Genomic DNA, 17,666 nt, shown 5'->3' with positions numbered 1-17,666 from the left:
GAGCCTAGCCCGTCTTTTGCGACGAGGCAATACTGAGTATCTACAGGCCGCTTCGGGCGTCACATCACCAGCAGGACCTTGCCGACGTGCTCGCCGGAGTCGAAGTACTCGTGGGCTGCCCGGGCCTGGTCCAGCGGGAAGGTCTTGGCCACCAGCGGGTGGATCCGCCCGTCAGCGACGAGGGGCCACACGGAGTCCCGCACCGCCGTCATGATGACACCCTTCTCCGCAGCCGGGCGCGGCCGGAGCGCGGTAGCCACAACGGCCGCCCGCTTGCGCAGCAGCTGGCCGAGGTCCAGTTCCCCCTTGGCGCCTCCCTGCAATCCGATGACGACGAGCCGGCCGTAGTCCGCCAGGGCGTCGACGTTCTTCTGCAGGTACTTGGCGCCCACGACGTCGAGGATGACGTCGGCACCTTTCCCCCCGTTCTGGGCGCGAAGGCTCTCGGCGAAGTCTTCCTCCGCATAGTTGATGGCGATGTCGGCGCCCAGGAACGCCTTGGCGGTGCTGACTTTTTCGTCGGTCCCCGCGGTGGCGGCCACGGTGGCACCCAGGGCCTTGGCGAGCTGGATGGCCATGGTGCCGATGCCTCCCGTGGCGCCGTGGATCAGGACCGTCTCCCCCGGCTGCAGCTGCGCGGTCATGACCAGATTTGAGTAGACGGTGGCCGCAACCTCAGGCAGGGCCGCAGCGGTAACCAGGTCCACGCCGTCGGGAATCCTCAGCACCTGCTCCGAGGGCACCGCGACCTGCTGCGCGTAGCCGCCGCCGGAGAGCAGGGCCACCACCTTGTCGCCGATGGAAAATGGCTTGGTGACACCGGGGCCGAAGCCCGCGATCCGTCCGGAGACCTCCAGTCCGGGAATCTCCGAGGCACCGGGCGGGGGCGGGTAGTAGCCCCTGCGCTGCTGGACGTCGGCGCGGTTCAGGCCCGCAGCCACCACATCGATGAGGACCTCGCCCTGGCCCGGCTCGCGGGCCGGCACCTCGCGGATTTCCAGCACTTCCGGCCCGCCGGGCTCCGAGATAAAGACGGCTTTCATGGCGAACTCCCGATTTCTAGCTGATTCCTGCCCCAAAAATACTGTGCACCGGCGACAACTGCCACGCGGTGGTTTTTGTTGCAGCCAAGTGCCTATGAAACACTACTAGTTAGGGAAGGTTGTCCGAGCGGCCGAAGGAGCTGGTCTTGAAAACCAGTGTGCGGTAACCCCGTACCAAGAGTTCGAATCTCTTACCTTCCGCGCAGGGGCCGGTGCCGTGCGAAAGCACCGCAATGACGGCCACTTTGGAGGCCGGTTGGGCCAATCGAAAGATTGGTTCGGCCGGCCTTTTGCGTGGCCAAGTAGTGTCCGTTTCCTATGGGCAAGTAGGGGTGCGGACTCCACGCCCAAAATCAGGTAATCCGAGTACCTGCCCTGCAGAATTCGAGTACGCGCCACTCATGCGCGCCGTTGCTGGAAGGCGTTCACTTGAATCAGCGCTTTCCTGCCACCGCGGGATGGAGCTTTCCGCATCCACCGTTGCATGTGGGGGTCGAGGTCATGAGCAAGGCTGACAAGCAAGGCCTGCGGTACTCGGACTACTACTGGTGCATGTCGCTGAAGGACTTCATCGAGTGGATCGAGGCCGACGACGACCAGGAACCGGCGACGTCGTACTCGGACCAGCGCTGAGCACCAGCCTGACTGCGGCCGCCATTGAAAACTGTCACACCCCCGGCATAGTGTCGGTTCTGTCCGTAGCACCTCCATGACCTGCGGGGATATCCCGCAAACCACACCAGGAGCACAACATGCCTACGCCCGAACCCACGCCCGGCGCCCCCTGCTGGGTCGACCTCATGACCACCGATGCCAACCAGGCGAAACAGTTCTATGGCGAACTGTTCGGCTGGGACTTCCAGACCGGAGACCAGGAAAAATACGGCGGTTACATCACCGCCCAGAAGAACGGCAAGACCGTCGCCGGCATCATGCAGAAGCAGGAGGACCAGGCAGGCATGCCGGACATGTGGTCCACCTACCTGTGGTCCGACGACGCCGCCGCCACGGCTGCTGCCGTCTCCGCAAACGGCGGCCAGGTGTACATGGAACCCATGGACGTCCCGGAGCAGGGCCACATGGCGTTCTTCGGTGATGCCTCCGGCGCCGCGATTGGTGTCTGGCAGCCCCGGGAGATGCGCGGCTACGAGCTTGTCGGCGAGCCGGGCGCCCCTGCCTGGCACGAGCTGCACACCAAGGACTATGCCGCCGCAGTGAAGTTCTATCAGGAAGTGTTCGGCTGGGACACCGACGTCATGAGCGACACCCCGGAGTTCCGCTACACGACTTTGGGCTCCGGACGGGACGCCAAGGCCGGAATCTACGACGCCGCCGGCGACCTTCCTTCGGAGGTCCCCTCCAACTGGGTCGTCTACTTCGCCGTCGAGGATGCTGACGCATCCATCGACAAGGCCGTCAGCCTGGGCGCGACAGTAATTGACGGCCCGGATGACACACCCCACGGCCGGTTGGCCACCCTGACGGACCCAACCGGGGCCAGGTTCAAGCTCGTGGCCGACACGGGCCAGGGCAACGCGGGCGACGCCGGGACCGGCGGACAGTAACCAGCTTTCCCGAACAAATGCCGGCCGGCAGCTTCCTCCGAGGCTGCCGGCCGGCATTCTTTGTGCTTGCCCGAGCTTCGCATTCCGGCAGGACTGCGGGAGCGTTTGGATCCAGGCGGCAGGAACTGCGAGAGCGTTTGGATCCAGGCGGCAGGAACTGCGAGAGCGTCCCCGCTCAGGCGGCGGAACGTGAGGACGCGTTGCGGGGCAGGCCGAGGATGGCGCGGGCGATCTCGTCGGCATCGCGGAGCGTCCGCTGCCCGCTGGGGTAGACAGGACCGGCCTGCTGGGCGGCTTCGGCGGCGATGGCCGTTCCCCACTGCGTGGCCGAGAGCTGTAGCCCCAGCACGTACATCCGGTCGTTGACCTCGCCGTTCGCCGCCACCGTGCGGTACGGGTGCGGGCGGACATCCAGCCCGGAGGACTGCACCGGCGTGCCTTCCACGGTCATCATGGTCCGCGGCCGCACGAGCCCGTCGGCGAGGAGCTGTTCCAGCAGTGGGGACTCGTTGTGGGCCACCCGGTTGGCCGGCGCCAGCGCCTCCACCAGTGTGTGCGCTTCCGCGGCACCACCGCGTACCCACGGCGAGGCGGCGGTGAAAGTGCGCTTCCCGCGGGCCACGCCGAACTTGGGGTCCGGGCCCACGAAGCTGACAATTCCGGCGCGGGCCAGTGCCGCCAACTGCTCGGCGCGCAGCGCCGGAGGACCGCTGGCCAGCCCCTCCACCAGCGACTCAAACCAGCCCCGCAGGCCGGCGACCCAGGACTCATCGGTGATGCCGCCGTCGGCCACCACCGATTTCAACACGGCACGGCCGTGGTGCAAGGCACCGATGGCCATTTTGACGGGGTCGTCCTCGCCGAGCGCGGAGCGGCGGGCATCGTCATCGAGGTAATCGACAACGGCGGCATCCAGCTCGGCACGCGAGGCAAACGACCGTCCGGACAGCGGGGCGGCAAGGCCGCGCAGGTCCAGCCGGCTTCCCTGCCGGACATGGCGTCCGACGACGGCGTTGAAGTCCTCTTCCCACCGGCCGGTGCTATGGGCATGCGGGTGCAGTGCCTCGTCGAGCTCCTTGAGGAACTTGGCAGGGTCCTGCACGGCATCCGGCTGCGAGCGCACCAGGGTCGTGTAGTAGGCCCACAGCGCGTCCCGGTGCAGGAGCGGCCAAAGGTCGTGATCGAAGGCCGGCACAATTCCGGCCGCAGTGAACCGCTGCAGCGCCTTCGCGGTGAAGTAGCGGAGCGTGACCGACGCCGGGTAGTAGCCTGCGAGGGCGGCCTTGGACCGGTACGGGGTTCCGCGCCGGGACGCGGCGAAAATAAACGGCTCCTGGCCCGAGGGCAGGTACTCGAGGCGATCCCCGGCCTCCACGAACTTCCCGCCCCGGCCCTCCGTGAGCTGGCCCATCACGTCGAAGAAGTTCAGGCCCATTCCGCGGACCAAGACAGGCTCCTGAGCCGGAATGACGCTCCAGTCGACGTCGGCCGGAACGGCCGGCGGGAGGTACCGCAGGCCCAATTGCGCGGCGGCCGCCTGCAGTTCACGCTGTTCCGGGCTGAGCCGGGACGCGAGGTGGCCCAGCGCGAGGACGACGGAATCGACGGTGAGGGTCCCGCCGTCGTTCGATCCATCCCCGTCCAGTTCGACGTTGAACTTTCCGTCCGGCCGCCGGCGCGCGGCGGTGGCCGTCGCCTGGTGCATCTCGACGGTGACACCATCGGGCAGTGCGGCGAGCAGCTCCTCGAGGGTGGACCGCAGGTAGCGCCCATAAATGGCACGGCTGGGGAAGTCGCCGGATCCCAGCACGGCAAGCTCTGCCCGCTCGTCGTCGGACAGCTCCGGCAGGGGGCTGCGCTGCTGGGCTGTCCGCCAGCGGTCGAAGGTGGTACCGGCAATGGGCGCGGCCAATCCTGTGTCCTCGGGAACCAGTGTGGGGTAGAACGACTGTGTGTTCATCAGGTAGAGCCGGGACTGGCCGGGCTGCCAGACGTGGCCTGGACCAGCGGGAAACGGGTCGATGACGTCGATGTGCAGGCGGGCTCCGGCAGGGCGGGCGGCGGACCAGTTTGCGAGCAGCCGCTCCAGCACGCTGGTACCCCTCGGGCCGGCGCCAATCAGCGCCGTCCGGATGCTCTGCAAAATAACCACGCCTTCCAGAGTATCGGCATGTGACTTGCTTGCTGAGCGGCGATGTTGTTTGGATGGGCCCATGACCACCACCGCAGCTGATTCTGCCCCCGCGTCCGGCGCCGTTCCTCCGGAGACCGCGCCCGCGCCCACCGACGAGAACATCTGGCTGGAGGACATCTACGGCGAGGAACAGCTGGCCTGGGTACGCGAGCAGAATGCCCGCACAGAGGACCTGCTGGAGGACGCCGACTACGCCCGGCTCGAGGGTGACATCCTCGAGGTGCTGGACTCGACGGACAAGATCGCCATGGTGAGCAAGCACGGCGACTGGTACTACAACTTCTGGAAGGACCGGGAGAACCCCAAGGGCCTGTGGCGCCGCACCAGCTGGGAGAGCTATTGCAGCGACGCCCCGGAGTGGGATGTGTTGCTCGACGTGGATGCGCTGGCGGCCGCCGACGGCGTGGAGTGGGTCTTCCACGGGGCGAACCTGCTCCGGCCCGAACCCGGGCAGCCGTACCGGCGCGCGCTGCTGGCCCTCTCCCCCGACGGCGGCGATGCCAACCGTTACCGAGAGTTCGACGTCGAGACCCGCGCCTTCGTGGATCCCGCCGCCGGCGGCTTTGACCTCCCGACGGCGAAGGGGAACGTCTCGTGGCTGGATGCGGACACGCTGCTGGTCGCCAGCACCGCGGAGGATCTCCCGCGCACGGCGTCCTCCTACGCCCGCACCGCCGTGCGGCTGCACCGCGGCCAGGCCCTGGCCGATGCGCCCCGCATCTTCGAGATCCCCGAGGACCACATGATGGCGATCGTGGCCCACGACTCGACGCCAGGCTTTGAACGGACGTTCGCGGTGGACTGGATCGACTTCTTCAACCGCCGCACGTCCGTGCTGCAGGACGGTGACTGGGTGCCGGTGGACGTGCCCACCGACGTAAACACGGGCGTCCACCGGGAATGGCTGCTGTTCCGGCCGCAGCGCGACTGGACGGTGGACGGCACCACCTACGCGGCCGGTTCCCTGATCGCCGCCGACTTCCGGGCGTACCTGGCCGGCGAACGCGAACTGACGGTCCTCTTTGCCCCGGACGCGCACACGTCGCTGCAGTCCTGGAGCTGGACGCGGAACTTCCTGCTGCTGAACCTGCTGAAGGACGTGTCCTCGGAAATCCGGGTGCTGGATCCGGCCGACTCGTGGCGGCCCTCGCTGCTGGACGCCTGCCCTCCGCTGCACGACGTCAACGCCTTCCCCGTGGACGACGAGGATGAGGCGGAAGGCGGGGCCGGGGACGATTTCTGGCTCGTGGCCACCGGCTTCACGACGCCCAGCACTCTGATGCGCGGCACGCTGACCCGCGAGACACGGAACCGGGACACCGCCGGCGGCGGGAGTTCCGGCGGAACTCCCGTTGCAGGCGTGGTGAGCAGCCATGCGGAAGTCAAGGCGTCGCCGTCGTTCTTCAACGAGGCGGACTACGAGGTGCAGCAGCACTTCGCCGTTTCTGCGGACGGCACGAAGGTGCCGTACTTCCAGGTGGCGGCGCGCGGCCTGGTCCTGGACGGGCAGAACCCCACGCAGCTTTCCGGATACGGCGGCTTCGAGGTCTCGCGCACGCCGGCGTACAGCGGCACCATCGGCCGGGCATGGCTGGAGCGGCGCACTGCCGCCGTTCCGGGCGACGGCCTTCCGGAGGGACACAGCCGGGGCGGCGTGTATGTCGTGGCCAATATCCGTGGCGGCGGAGAATACGGCCCCTCCTGGCACCGGGCCGCGCTGCAGGAGAACCGGCACCGCGCTTACGAGGACTTCGCGGCGGTGGCCCGGGACCTGATCTCGCGGGGCGTCACCAGCAGGGAGCGGCTCGGCTGCGTCGGCGGCTCCAACGGCGGCTTGCTGGTGGGCAACATGCTGACGCGGTACCCCGAGCTGTTCGGCGCCGTGTCCTGTGGGGTGCCCTTGCTGGACATGCGCCGCTACACGAAGCTGTCGGCCGGCCACTCGTGGATTGCCGAATATGGGGACCCCGATCTACCCGAGCACTGGGAATTCATCAAGACCTTCTCGCCGTACCACCAGCTGAGGGACGGCGTGGAGTACCCGGAAACCTTCATCTGGACCGCGACGTCCGACGACCGCGTGGGTCCCGTGCAGGCCAGGAAGATGGCCGCGCGCATGCTGGCCATGGGCATCCCCAACGTCTGGTTCCACGAAGCCCTCGAAGGCGGGCACGCGGGCGCCTCGGACAACCGGCAGGCCGCCGCGCTCCAGGGCCGCAGCCAGCACTTCCTGTGGAAGGCGCTGGCTGAAGGCACGGCCTGACCCGCCCGCTCAAGCACCCCGCGACCGCAGGCCAAGCCACGCCCCGACCGCGGGCAAAGGTAGGGCCCGGCTGCGCTCCTTCGGGACGTAGTCGCAAACCCACCCCGGAGTTTTTGTCCAGATATCGCGAGTTGGAGGCCCCGGAGGTCCCATTATCTGGACAAAAACTCCGGTGGTTCGGGGGTGCCGGTGCGATTCGGGCGGGATGCGCCGGCCGTTTTGCACTGGATGGCCGGTTCTGCGTATCCTTGGTGGGCTAGTAATAGCAATTGGAGACGTGCCAGAGCGGCCGAATGGACTTCACTGCTAATGAAGGGTCGGGGTTAAACTCGACCGGGGGTTCAAATCCCCCCGTCTCCGCGTTGTGGTGAGTCGAGACATCCTTCACGGATGAGTCGAGTCATCGGTGACACCCCGGTCTTCGGACCGGGGTGTTTTTCTTTGCCGGGTTTTTCTGGGTTGGTAGTTCCTGGTGGGGTCGATGGTGAGTTCGCGGATGATCTCTCCGGTGGTGGCGTCGCTGATCGTGACGTCGTCTTCGCGGATCAGCATCAGGACGTGTTTGTACCATGACCCGACTCACCGGTGAAGCATCAGGTGGGAACGATGTCCCGACTCACGTGTGAACTATGTCGTGAAACTAGACACCCCCGTCTCCGCGTTTGGCCCCGGTCCTCGGACCGGGGCCTTTTGCGTACCCCGGCCTTTCCTTCGGTTCCCCGCAGCTGGCTGCCGTCCGGCCATCCGCGTGCCGGACGCCCCGGGCAACAAAGCGCTTTCTGATGGCAGGATGACTCCATGAACAAGCTTTCTGCCAACGATGCCTGGAGCCCCAGGCTGGCCCTGCTTGTGGCGGCCACGTTCTTCATGGAGTTCCTCGACGGGACCGTGCTGACGACCGCCATCCCGAGCATCGCCGGGGACTTTGGCGTGCCGTCGGCCAGCGTGAACATCACCATGACCGCCTACCTGATGACGGTAGCCATGGGCATCCCGCTGAGCGGCTGGCTGGCGGAACGTCTTGGAGCCCGGCGGATTTTTTGCCTGGCCATCGCGACCTTCACCGTGGCGTCGTTGCTGTGTGCAGCCAGCCAGGACCTCACGGTCCTGACCGTCAGCCGTGTCCTGCAGGGCCTGGGCGGGGCGATGATGGTGCCGGTGGGCACGCTGCTGGTGCTTCGCGGGACGCCAAAGTCTGATCTGCTGCGCGCCACGGCCTATCTCGTCTGGCCGGGGCTGCTGGCTCCGGTCCTCGCCCCGCTCGTGGGCGGCGCGCTGACCACCTATCTGTCCTGGCACTGGATCTTCCTGATCAACCTGCCGCTCGGCATTGCAGCCTTCCTGACCGCGCTGCGCCTGGTTCCCGCGGTTTCCGGCGACCGGAACCGCCGGCTGGACTGGCTGGGACTTGCCCTCACGACGGTGGGCGTGGGCGCATTGGTGGCGGGCCTGGAATTGGCCAGCGGCCACCCCGGCGGTGGGTGGACCTGGCCCAGCATTCTGGCGGGGGTTCTCGCGCTGGCAGCGGCGGTCCTGTGGATGCGCCGAGCGGCCCACCCGCTGTTTGACCTCACGGTGTTCGGCACCCGCACGTTCCGCGCCACCAACTCTGGCGGATTCATCTACCGGCTGACCATCAGTGCCGTGCCGTTCCTGCTGCCGCTGATGTTCCAGAACGGCTTCGGGTGGAGCCCCCTCCACGCGGGCATTATGGTGGCCGCCGTGTTCGTCGGGAACATCGGCATCAAGCCGGCCACGACGCCGCTCATCAGGCGCTTCGGGTTCAAGCCGGTGCTGGTGTTCGCGTCCCTGGCCTCGGCAGCCACCTTCGCCCTCTGCGCACTGCTGACCCAGGACACACCGGAACCGCTGGTGTTCGCACTGCTGGTGTGCAGCGGGGCGTTCCGGTCCATTGGCTTCTCCGCGTACGCGTCTGTCCAGTACGCAGATATCGTGCCGGCCCAGCTGACTTCAGCCAACGCCGTCTCCGCCACGCTGGTGCAGCTGGCCACCGGAGCCGGAATCGCCGTGGGCGCACTGCTGCTCCGCCTCTTCGAGTCGGATTCCCTGCTTTCGTCGGGGCTTGGCGCCTTTCTGTCAGCCGGACCGGACGGCGGCGGCGTGGCCGCCTACCGCGGCGCATTCCTGTCGATTGCGGCGCTCATGCTCCTCAGCACCGCCGACAGCCTGATGCTGCACCGGCATGCGGGGGCCGAGGTCAGCCGGCCTGGGCCAGCGCCAGCGGAAGCACCGCGCCCGCACCGGCCCGCCTAAGGGCGCGTCCGGCGACGGTGACGGTCCACCGGCTGTCCACGAGGTCGTCAATGAGCATCACGCTGCCGCCGCCCAGGCCAGCGATCTCCGCTGCCAACGCCTCCCCCACCACCAGACGGTCCCACACCCCGGCCAGCCGGTAGGCGCTGTTGCCGCCGCGGCCGCCGGTGGGGCCGCCGTGTTCCAGCTGCAGCTGGCCGATGTACGGGATGCGGCCAATCTGGGAGATGCCTCGGGCCAGGGAATCGACGAGTTCGGGCCTGCTGCGCGAGGGCATGCTGACAATCGCTGCCGGCCGTCCTGCGCCGCTCCAGCCAGGAATCCGGGAGTCACCAGCGCCCCACTCGCGCAGCACCTGGACACAGGCCTGCAGCATGCCGGAATCGACCGAGCGGTCCGGAGCTCCGGCCGCGAAGAGTTCGCGCAGCGCCCCGCCCCAGCCGAGGTCCGTCAGCCTGGCGAGGACCCGGCCGTCCGCCGTGTTTTCATCGGGTTTGATTTTGCCCTTCACGGGCACCCCCAGGCGGTCCATCCCGCTGGGCCACTGGAGGCGGGACTCCAGCACGATGCCTGCGCGGCTGAGGGTCTGCCCGGCAGCCTCCGTGGCCGTCGCGGCTACCTCCGCCGGGAACCACCTGCCGGCGCAGTTATCGCACCGGCCGCAGGCGGCGGCGGTCTCGTCATCCAGGACTGAGGTGATGTACTCCATCCGGCACCCGGCGGTGTCCTGGTAGATGACCATGGAGTCCTGCTCGTCCACTCGGGCCTCCGCGATCCGGCGGTACCGTTCGGCGTCGTACGTCCACGGCATGCCGGTGGAGCGCCAGCCACCGCCCACGCGTTCCACCGCCCCGTCCACGGCGAGGACCTTCAGGAGCAGTTCCAGAGGCGTCCGGCGCAGGTCCACCCGGGCTTCCAGAGCCACCGTCGAAACGGCCGATCCAGCCTCGGCCAGGGCGGTCAGCACCGCAGAGGCCTTCTCCTCGGAAGGCATGGAGGCCGTGGCAAAGTACTGCCAGATTTCGCGGTCCTCGGACCCGGGCAGGAGCAGGACGTCTGCGTTGGCGGCGCCACGGCCCGCCCTGCCCACCTGTTGGTAGTAGGCCACCGGGGACGACGGGGCGCCCAGGTGCACCACGAAGCCGAGGTCCGGCTTGTCGAAGCCCATCCCCAGCGCGGAGGTGGCCACAAGTGCCTTGACCTGGTTGTCCTTCAGGAGCTGCTCCGCCCGCTCGCGGTCGGCGGGGTCGGTGCGGCCCGTGTACGCCAGCACCTCGTGGCCAGCCTCCGCGAGAAGCCTGGCGGTGTCCTCGGCGGCCGAGACCGTCAGGGTGTAGATGATCCCGCTGCCCTGCAGATCGGCCAGGTGTGTGAGCAGCCAGCCAAGACGCTGGCGCGAGTCGGGCAGCGCCAGGACCCCGAGCCGCAGCGACTCCCGTCCGAGTGCGCCGCGGATGGTGAGCACGCCGTCGCCGAGCTGTTCCTCGATGTCGTGGACCACCCGCGAGTTGGCGGTGGCAGTGGTGGCCAGCACCGGCACGGTGTCGGGAAGCTCCGCGATGAGGTCGGCGATGCGCCGGTAGTCGGGCCGGAAGTCGTGGCCCCAGTCAGAGATGCAGTGCGCCTCGTCGATCACCAGAAGCCCCGTGCGCCGGATGAGCTCGGGCAGCTGGTTTTCGCGGAACGAGGGGTTGGTGAGCCGCTCCGGGGACACCAGCAGGACATCCACCTGGTCCGCGGCTAGCTGCTCCCGCACCGCGTCCCACTCCAGCTGGTTGGCGGAGTTGATGGCCACGGCCCGGACACCCGCCCGGGAGGCGGCAGCCACCTGGTCCCGCATCAGGGCCAGCAGCGGCGACACGATCAGCGTGGGGCCGGCCCCGCGCCGCCGGAGCAGCAAGGACGCCACGAAGTAAACGGCCGATTTTCCCCAACCGGTCCGCTGCACCACGAGAGTCCGGCGGCCGCCGTCGACCAGCGCCTCGATGGCCTCGAACTGGCCGTCGTGGAAGTCGGCCTCCGGCCGACCCACCAGCTCGCGCAGCACGGACAGGGCCTGCCCCCGTGTCCCAGTGACCGTTTCCACATCCCTTCCGGCACCGGAACCGGAGGGACCGGGAGCAGAAGCAAGGACAGGAGCGTGCGGGTTATTTGCCATTGATTCAGTATCCCAGCCGCCTCTGACACACCAAACCCCGGCTACGCGCCATGTGGACAACCGGCCGCCACACACTTCTGTGACTTCCCCTTCACAGGCCGCCGCGTAGGTGCCCGTAAGATAAGTGCCGTGACTAGCGATCAGACCCGTACTTTTGACCTTTCGGCCTCGTTCAAGGCGTATGACGTCCGCGGCATCGTGGGCGAATCCATCACCGCTGAGATCGTCGAGGCCGTGGGCGCAGCATTCGTTGACGTGCTTGGCCTGGAGGGACAGACGGTCCTGGTCGGCGGTGACATGCGCCCCTCCTCCCCCGAATTCAGCAAGGCCTTCGCCAGCGGCGCCGCCACCCGGGGGGCCAACGTCCAGCTGCTGGACCTGATCTCCACGGACGAGCTGTACTACGCGTGCGGAGCACTGAACGCCGCAGGCGCCACGTTCACCGCGAGCCACAACCCGGCCGAATACAACGGCATCAAGATGGCCAAGGCGGGCGCCGTCCCCATCTCCTCGGAGACGGGCCTCAAGGAGATCCAGGCACTCGCCGAGCAGTACCTGAACGCTGGCTCCATCCCCGCGGCGGAAACCCAGGGCCAGATCGGCGTCCGGGACGTGCTGAGGGACTACGCCGAATACCTGCGCACACTCGTGGACCTCTCCGGCTCGCGCCCCCTCAAAGTCGTGGTGGACGCGGGCAACGGCATGGCCGGACTGACCACGCCGGCCGTCCTGGGCGACACGCTGCTGCCCAAGCTGCCTTTCGACATCGTTCCGCTCTACTTCGAACTGGATGGTTCCTTCCCAAACCACCCGGCCAACCCGCTGGAGCCGGAAAACCTGCGCGACCTGCAGGCCGCCGTCGTAGAACACGGTGCGGACATCGGCCTGGCGTTCGACGGCGACGCCGACCGCTGCTTCGTCATCGACGAAAAGGGCGAGGCGGTCTCGCCGTCGGCTATCACGGGCATGGTGGCCCGCCGCGAAATTGCCCGCGCGAAAGCGCAGGGCGAGGCAACGCCCACCATCATCCACAACCTCCTGACCTCCCGCGCGGTGCCCGAACTCGTCGCTGAAGATGGCGGACGTGCGGTTCGCACCCGGGTTGGCCATTCCTTCATCAAGGCCGTCATGGCAGAGGAAGGCGCCATCTTCGGCGGCGAGCACTCTGCCCACTTCTACTTCCGTGACTTCTGGAACGCAGACACCGGCATGCTGGCCGCCATGCACGTTCTGGCCGCCCTCGGCGAACAGGACGGCCCGCTTTCCGATCTCGGCCGGGAGTACGAACCGTACGTTTCCTCCGGCGAAATCAACTCGGAAATCGAGGACAAGGCCGGCGCCGTGGAGCGCGTCCGGGCCGATTTCGAGACCGAGGACGTGGCCGTGGACCACTTGGACGGCAGCACCTTCACGGCCGCCGACGGCAGCTTCTGGTTCAACCTGCGCCCGTCCAACACCGAACCGTACCTGCGGCTGAACGCGGAGGCCACGGACCGGGCCACCATGGAGCGCGTGCGCGACCGCGTGCTGGCCCTGGTCCGTAGCTAGGACAGCCCCGTGGCATCATCGGACCCCACCCCGGCCCAGTCGTGGCGCGCATCAGTCCCGGAGGCCACGGCCACGGACCTGGAAAACCTCCTGGGCACCGGAATGGCGGCAGCCCAGGAGCAACTCGAGCGCAGCGGCGGTTTCTTGCCGTTCGCCCTTGTGGTGGAGAACGACGGCGACGTCCGGCTCGTGGCTGTTTCGCCGGCAGACCCCGAGGCCGGCGGGGACAGCGAGTTCGACGCCGACGGGATGATCCGCGACATCACGGAACTTCTGCGCCAGCACCGGGACGAGTTCCGCGCCGCCGCGATCGTCTGCGACATCACCCTGGTCGAGGAGGACTCGGACGCCATCCACGTGGCCACCGAACACCGGGACGGTGCGGTTTTCGCAGCCGTCCTGCCGTACTCGCCCGACAAATCCCCCAACAAAGAGAGCAGCGAGTGGGAGTTCGGCGACCTTGCGGCCGACTCCAACGAACCTGTCATCTGGGCTGACTAGACCGGTCCGGAGCGGCCCTTTGACCTGGTCCCCCGCCGCGCTCAGATCACGCTGTGCGCGCCGGGAGGACCGCGGATTTGCGCCGGCCGTTAGGCTAGTACCATGAAAATCAACGCCTTCGCGGACGTCAGCCTGCGCGCCCTCATGGTGCTCGCTGCCGCACCGGAGGGCGGTCTGCTCACCACCCAGAACGTCGCGGACGCCGTCGGAACCCCCTACAACCACGTCAGCAAGGCCGTGGCGAAGCTGCGCATGCTGGGTCTGATTGACGTTGAGCGCGGCCGCAACGGGGGGTCCCGGCTCAGCGCCGCCGGCCGCCGCGTCACCGTTGGCCAGGTCCTTCGGGAGCTGGACACCCGCGAAAATCCCGCCGAGTGCATCGGCCCGGCCGGCAGCTGCCCCCTCATCAGTGAATGCCGGCTCCGCGGCGCCCTGGCCCGGGCGCGCGAGGCTTTTTACCGCGAGCTCGACGACATCATGGTGGCCGAGCTGCCCACCTCACGCCAGATGACTCCCGTTTTCGAAGCGATCGGGCTGCGTCCCGGCGCCTGACCCCCGCCAGGTGCTGGTCCTGCGCGCCGAAAGCACCCTGGACAGCTGGGCCCGGCGCTCCCAGATGACGGACGACGTCGAACGCCCCGGCGGCGCCGACCTCCAGCTCTGGCTTGAGCAGCCGGAAGCCGGGTCCAGGTCCGGTTTCATGTCCCTGCGTGACGTGTACCTCCCGGCCAACGCGTCGCTGTACCTGTGCGGTCCGCTGCCGTTCATGAAGAACATCCGCAACGAGGCCAGCAACGCCGGCATCCCGGCCACGAAGATCCACTACGAGGTCTTCGGTCCGGACATCTGGCTGGCCTCCTAAGCCCTCCCGCCGGGGAGTTTTTGTCCATTTGTCGCGACTTTGGAGGCCTTTAGCGGCCATTATCTGGACAAAAACTCCACTACGGACGACGGCGGCCCCGCACCTTTGAAGACAAGGTGCGGGGCCGCCGTCGTACTGCTGGCTTCTCCCACAAGGACCGGTCTAGTCCAGGTGGGAGCCAGCGGGGACTAGGCCAGGCGGGCCTTTAGGCCGTCGAGCTCGTTCTGGAGCGCGGCGGGCAGCGAGTCGCCGAAGTTGGCGAACCACTCCTCGATCGAGGCGAGCTCGGTCTTCCACTCCTCGGGATCGACGCGGACCGCGTCCTCAACCTGGGCAGGCGTCATGTCGAGTCCCTCGAGGTCGATCGCGTCGCCGGTCGGAACGAAGCCGATGGGGGTCTCCACGGCGTCGGCCTTTCCTTCGAGCCGTTCAATGGCCCACTTCAGGACACGTGCGTTGTCCCCGAAGCCAGGCCACGCGAAGCCGCCCTCTGCCGTGCGGCGGAACCAGTTAACCAGGAAGATCTTGGGCAGGCGCTCCGGGTTGGCCTTCGCGGAGAGGTTGACCCAGTGGTTCAGGTAGTCGCCGGCGTCGTAGCCGATGAACGGCAGCATGGCCATGGGGTCGCGGCGGACCACGCCGACGGCACCGGCCGCGGCGGCGGTGGTCTCCGACGACAGGGTGGAGCCCATAAAAATGCCGTTGGTCCAGTCGCGGGCCTCGGTGACCAGCGGAATGGTGGTCTTGCGGCGGCCGCCGAACAGGATCGCGGACAGTTCCACACCGTCCGGGTTGTGGTACTCCTCGGCCAGCATGTCGATCTGGTCGATCGGGGTGCAGAAGCGCGAGTTCGGGTGGGCTGCCGGCTTGCCGGACCCGGGCGTCCAGGAGTTGCCCTGCCAGTCGGTCAGGTGGGCAGGAGTTTCCTCCGTCATGCCTTCCCACCAGACGCCGCCATCATCGGTCAGTGCAACGTTGGTGAAGATGCTGTTGCCCTTGGCGATGGCGCGCATGGCGTTGGGGTTGGTGCCCCAGCCGGTGCCGGGGGCCACACCGAAGAGGCCGGCCTCGGGATTGACGGCGCGAAGCTCGCCTTCCTTGCCGAACCGCATCCAGGTGATGTCGTCGCCGAGGGTCTCGACCTTCCATCCCTTGATGGTGGGGTCGAGGAGGGCAAGGTTGGTCTTGCCGCAGGCGGACGGGAAGGCTGCCGAGACGTAGTACGTCTTGTTTTCCGGCGAGGTGAGCTTGAGGATGAGCATGTGCTCCGCAAGCCAGCCCTCGTCGTGGGCCATGACCGAAGCGATACGCAGGGCGTAGCACTTCTTGCCCAGCAGCGCGTTTCCGCCATACCCGGAGCCGAAGGACCAGATGGAGCGCTCTTCGGGGAAGTGCACGATCCACTTGTCCGGGTTGCAGGGCCACGGGACGTCCGCCTGGCCGGGCTCCAGCGGAGCGCCCAGGGAGTGCAGGGCAGGAACGAAGAAGGCGCTGGTTTCGGTGATCCGGTTCAGGACGTCCGTGCCGATGCGCGCCATAATGCGCATGGACGCAACCACATAAGCGGAGTCGGTGATCTCGACGCCGAACTTGGGGTCCTCGGCGTCGAGGTGGCCCATCACGAACGGTATGACGTACATGGTGCGGCCTCGCATGGAGCCGGAGAACAGCCCGCGCAGCTTCTCCTTCATCTCCGCCGGGGCCATCCAGTTGTTGGTGAAGCCTGCGTCGTGCTCCTTCTCGGAGCAGATGAAGGTCTGCTCTTCAACACGGGCCACGTCGGCAGGATCCGAGAAGGCTGCGAAGGAGTTGGGGAACAGGTCCTGGTTCAGCCGCTTCAGGGTGCCGGCCGCGACGAGTTCGTCGGTGAGGCGGGTGTTTTCTTCCTCGGAGCCGTCGACCCAGTGAATCCGGTCCGGCTGGGTCAGGCCAGCGACCTCTTCAACCCAGGCCAGCAGACCGGCATGGGTGGTGGGTGCTTTCTCAAGCAGCGGCAGTCGCGCCAGGTGGGCCATTGCAGTTCCCTTCTTCGGGTTCAGTGGTGTGAGCTAAATGCTATTTCTGATGATCTGGGCCGATACGCGGTCAGACATCGGATGTCCTGCCCGCTGGGAGGCAAATACCGCGAAAACTCGCGGAATTTGGATTTAGAAAACTCGAAATTAGTGACGAAGGTCACATAGACCGGTCTAGTTGTGTAAATTACATGGTCCTCGATTTGGAACTGCGGCTGTCCTCGCGTAAAGTTATTCGAGGTTCGGGGCGAGCGAAAAGTTCGAAACGAAATCGAAGATGCGCCCATAGCTCAGCTGGATAGAGCGTCTGTCTACGGAACAGAAGGTCAGGGGTTCGAATCCCTTTGGGCGCACAGAGAGAAGGTCCGCACCGGGTAACCGGCGCGGACCTTCTGCGTTAAGCGCACATCCGCCTGACCTAGGTCTGCCCGAACAAATCTACCTGCCCGCCGCCTCCACAACCCGTTGCCGGAAGCCTTCGAAGTGGCGGGTCAGCTCGCGGGCCGCCCGGTCCTTGTCCCCCGCGGCCACGGCCGAATAAATGTTCCGATGCACCGCAGCGAGCGCCGGCAGGTCCTCCACCCCGGGCCCGACCTCGGTGTAGATCTTGCGGTAGACCTTCCAGAAGACGCCCAGCAGGTTGAGCAGCAGTTCATTGTTCAGGGGTTCAAAGAGCCTGCGGTGGAATTCGGCGTCAGCTTCCACGAAGGCCTCCCCCACCGCCGCACTCTGTTCCATGCGGATCACGGATTCCTCGATGGCGGCCAGCTGGCCGGCGGTCATCTCGTCCATCGCGCTCCCGATGAGTCCCGCCTCCAGCGCCTGGCGGACGTCCACGAGCTGCCGCGCCTCCTGGCCGTGGTGGCGCAGGGACAGGCGTCCGCGGAAAATCAGGCCGTCGGCGAGGGACTCAAAATTGCTGGGCGCCACGAACATGCCAAAGCCGTGGCGGATCTCGATGACCCCCAAGGCCTGCAGGACCTTCAGCGACTCCCGCAGGGTGTTCCGGCCGACGCCGAGGGCGAGGCACAGCTCGTTTTCGGTAGGAAGAGCGTCACCGGGCTCCAGTTCCCGATCCAGGATCAGTTCCATGATGTCGGACTGCAGGGCGCGCAGGCGGGCCTGGGCACTGAAGCGGGCCGGCGGAACCACGTTGGAGGGCTGCATGGAGGGCTCCTTTGCGCTGTCCGTACTTTTCCTCACCGTATCGGATGTCCCACTCCCCGGCACGGAGGCTCCGTTG

The 17,666-nt window shown here is 67.2% G+C and carries 13 protein-coding genes, 3 tRNA genes and 1 pseudogene; 11 read left to right on the top strand and 6 right to left on the bottom strand.

All coding sequences use genetic code 11. The features are described 5' to 3' along the window. Nucleotides 1-59 precede the first annotated feature (59 nt). Nucleotides 60-1,043 (bottom strand): NAD(P)H-quinone oxidoreductase, encoded by a 984-nt coding sequence (locus ACFTSA_RS13195; protein ID WP_377951812.1) that lies wholly within the window; start codon nucleotides 1,041-1,043, stop codon nucleotides 60-62. 113 nt (nucleotides 1,044-1,156) lie between these two features. On the opposite strand from ACFTSA_RS13195, the gene ACFTSA_RS13190 reads away from it, so the two are divergent. The 3 genes from ACFTSA_RS13190 to ACFTSA_RS13180 all read left to right on the top strand — a co-directional run bounded on the left by ACFTSA_RS13190 (nucleotide 1,157) and on the right by ACFTSA_RS13180 (nucleotide 2,608). Further along, nucleotides 1,157-1,244, top strand: a tRNA-Ser gene (locus ACFTSA_RS13190). A 300-nt stretch (nucleotides 1,245-1,544) separates the two neighbouring features. Next, complete coding sequence (locus tag ACFTSA_RS13185) at nucleotides 1,545-1,676, top strand: hypothetical protein (RefSeq protein WP_331571821.1); 132 nt, start codon at nucleotides 1,545-1,547, stop codon at nucleotides 1,674-1,676. Nucleotides 1,677-1,795: 119 nt separating this feature from the next. Next, the gene (locus tag ACFTSA_RS13180) at nucleotides 1,796-2,608 is read left to right on the top strand and encodes a VOC family protein (RefSeq protein ID WP_377951810.1); all 813 of its coding nucleotides are present in this window, start codon (nucleotides 1,796-1,798) and stop codon (nucleotides 2,606-2,608) included. A 175-nt stretch (nucleotides 2,609-2,783) separates the two neighbouring features. On the opposite strand, the gene ACFTSA_RS13175 is transcribed toward ACFTSA_RS13180, so the two are convergent. Further along, nucleotides 2,784-4,760: an FAD/NAD(P)-binding protein gene (locus ACFTSA_RS13175; protein ID WP_377951809.1), complete on the bottom strand. Its 1,977-nt coding sequence runs from the start codon at nucleotides 4,758-4,760 to the stop codon at nucleotides 2,784-2,786. 61 nt (nucleotides 4,761-4,821) lie between these two features. On the opposite strand from ACFTSA_RS13175, the gene ACFTSA_RS13170 reads away from it, so the two are divergent. Together ACFTSA_RS13170 and ACFTSA_RS13165 are read left to right on the top strand one after the other, a co-directional pair. After that, the gene (locus tag ACFTSA_RS13170) at nucleotides 4,822-7,065 is read left to right on the top strand and encodes a prolyl oligopeptidase family protein (RefSeq protein WP_377951807.1); all 2,244 of its coding nucleotides are present in this window, start codon (nucleotides 4,822-4,824) and stop codon (nucleotides 7,063-7,065) included. Between the two features lie 271 nt (nucleotides 7,066-7,336). Next, a tRNA-Ser gene (locus ACFTSA_RS13165) sits at nucleotides 7,337-7,425 on the top strand. 24 nt (nucleotides 7,426-7,449) lie between these two features. Here the strand turns inward: ACFTSA_RS13165 and ACFTSA_RS13160 are convergent. Next, entirely contained in the window at nucleotides 7,450-7,617 is a 168-nt protein-coding gene (locus ACFTSA_RS13160) for a hypothetical protein (RefSeq protein WP_377951806.1), read from the bottom strand. A gap of 246 nt (nucleotides 7,618-7,863) precedes the next feature. On the opposite strand from ACFTSA_RS13160, the gene ACFTSA_RS13155 reads away from it, so the two are divergent. Beyond that, a complete protein-coding gene (locus ACFTSA_RS13155) occupies nucleotides 7,864-9,339 on the top strand; it encodes an MFS transporter (RefSeq protein WP_377951804.1) in 1,476 nt (491 codons plus the stop codon). Here the strand turns inward: ACFTSA_RS13155 and ACFTSA_RS13150 are convergent. After that, a complete protein-coding gene (locus tag ACFTSA_RS13150; RefSeq protein ID WP_377951802.1) occupies nucleotides 9,284-11,497 on the bottom strand; it encodes a RecQ family ATP-dependent DNA helicase in 2,214 nt (737 codons plus the stop codon). The genes ACFTSA_RS13155 and ACFTSA_RS13150 overlap by 56 nt on opposite strands. A gap of 129 nt (nucleotides 11,498-11,626) precedes the next feature. On the opposite strand from ACFTSA_RS13150, the gene ACFTSA_RS13145 reads away from it, so the two are divergent. From ACFTSA_RS13145 to ACFTSA_RS13130, 4 genes and pseudogenes are all read left to right on the top strand, one after another. Next, entirely contained in the window at nucleotides 11,627-13,045 is a 1,419-nt protein-coding gene (locus ACFTSA_RS13145) for a phosphomannomutase/phosphoglucomutase (protein WP_377951801.1), read from the top strand. Nucleotides 13,046-13,054: 9 nt separating this feature from the next. After that, nucleotides 13,055-13,546, top strand: a complete 492-nt coding sequence (locus tag ACFTSA_RS13140; protein ID WP_377951799.1) for a hypothetical protein — start codon at nucleotides 13,055-13,057, stop codon at nucleotides 13,544-13,546. Between the two features lie 102 nt (nucleotides 13,547-13,648). Continuing rightward, complete coding sequence (locus ACFTSA_RS13135; protein WP_377951797.1) at nucleotides 13,649-14,098, top strand: RrF2 family transcriptional regulator; 450 nt, start codon at nucleotides 13,649-13,651, stop codon at nucleotides 14,096-14,098. A 4-nt stretch (nucleotides 14,099-14,102) separates the two neighbouring features. Next, nucleotides 14,103-14,408 (top strand): annotated as a pseudogene (locus ACFTSA_RS13130) (hemin transporter); the annotation flags it as partial. A 188-nt stretch (nucleotides 14,409-14,596) separates the two neighbouring features. On the opposite strand, the gene ACFTSA_RS13125 reads toward ACFTSA_RS13130, so the two are convergent. Beyond that, nucleotides 14,597-16,423, bottom strand: a complete 1,827-nt coding sequence (locus ACFTSA_RS13125; protein ID WP_377951795.1) for a phosphoenolpyruvate carboxykinase (GTP) — start codon at nucleotides 16,421-16,423, stop codon at nucleotides 14,597-14,599. Nucleotides 16,424-16,702: 279 nt separating this feature from the next. Here ACFTSA_RS13125 and ACFTSA_RS13120 point away from each other — a divergent pair. After that, a tRNA-Arg gene (locus tag ACFTSA_RS13120) sits at nucleotides 16,703-16,776 on the top strand. A gap of 85 nt (nucleotides 16,777-16,861) precedes the next feature. Here the strand turns inward: ACFTSA_RS13120 and ACFTSA_RS13115 are convergent. After that, the gene (locus ACFTSA_RS13115; protein ID WP_377951793.1) at nucleotides 16,862-17,590 is read right to left on the bottom strand and encodes a FadR/GntR family transcriptional regulator; all 729 of its coding nucleotides are present in this window, start codon (nucleotides 17,588-17,590) and stop codon (nucleotides 16,862-16,864) included. Nucleotides 17,591-17,666 lie beyond the last annotated feature (76 nt).

It is taken from the genome of Arthrobacter sp. NPDC057013, assembly GCF_042674585.1.
GTDB lineage: Bacteria > Actinomycetota > Actinomycetes > Actinomycetales > Micrococcaceae > Arthrobacter.
The sequence above is the reverse complement of the archived record's forward strand: the minus strand, read 5'-3'. Positions and strand labels throughout refer to the sequence as shown.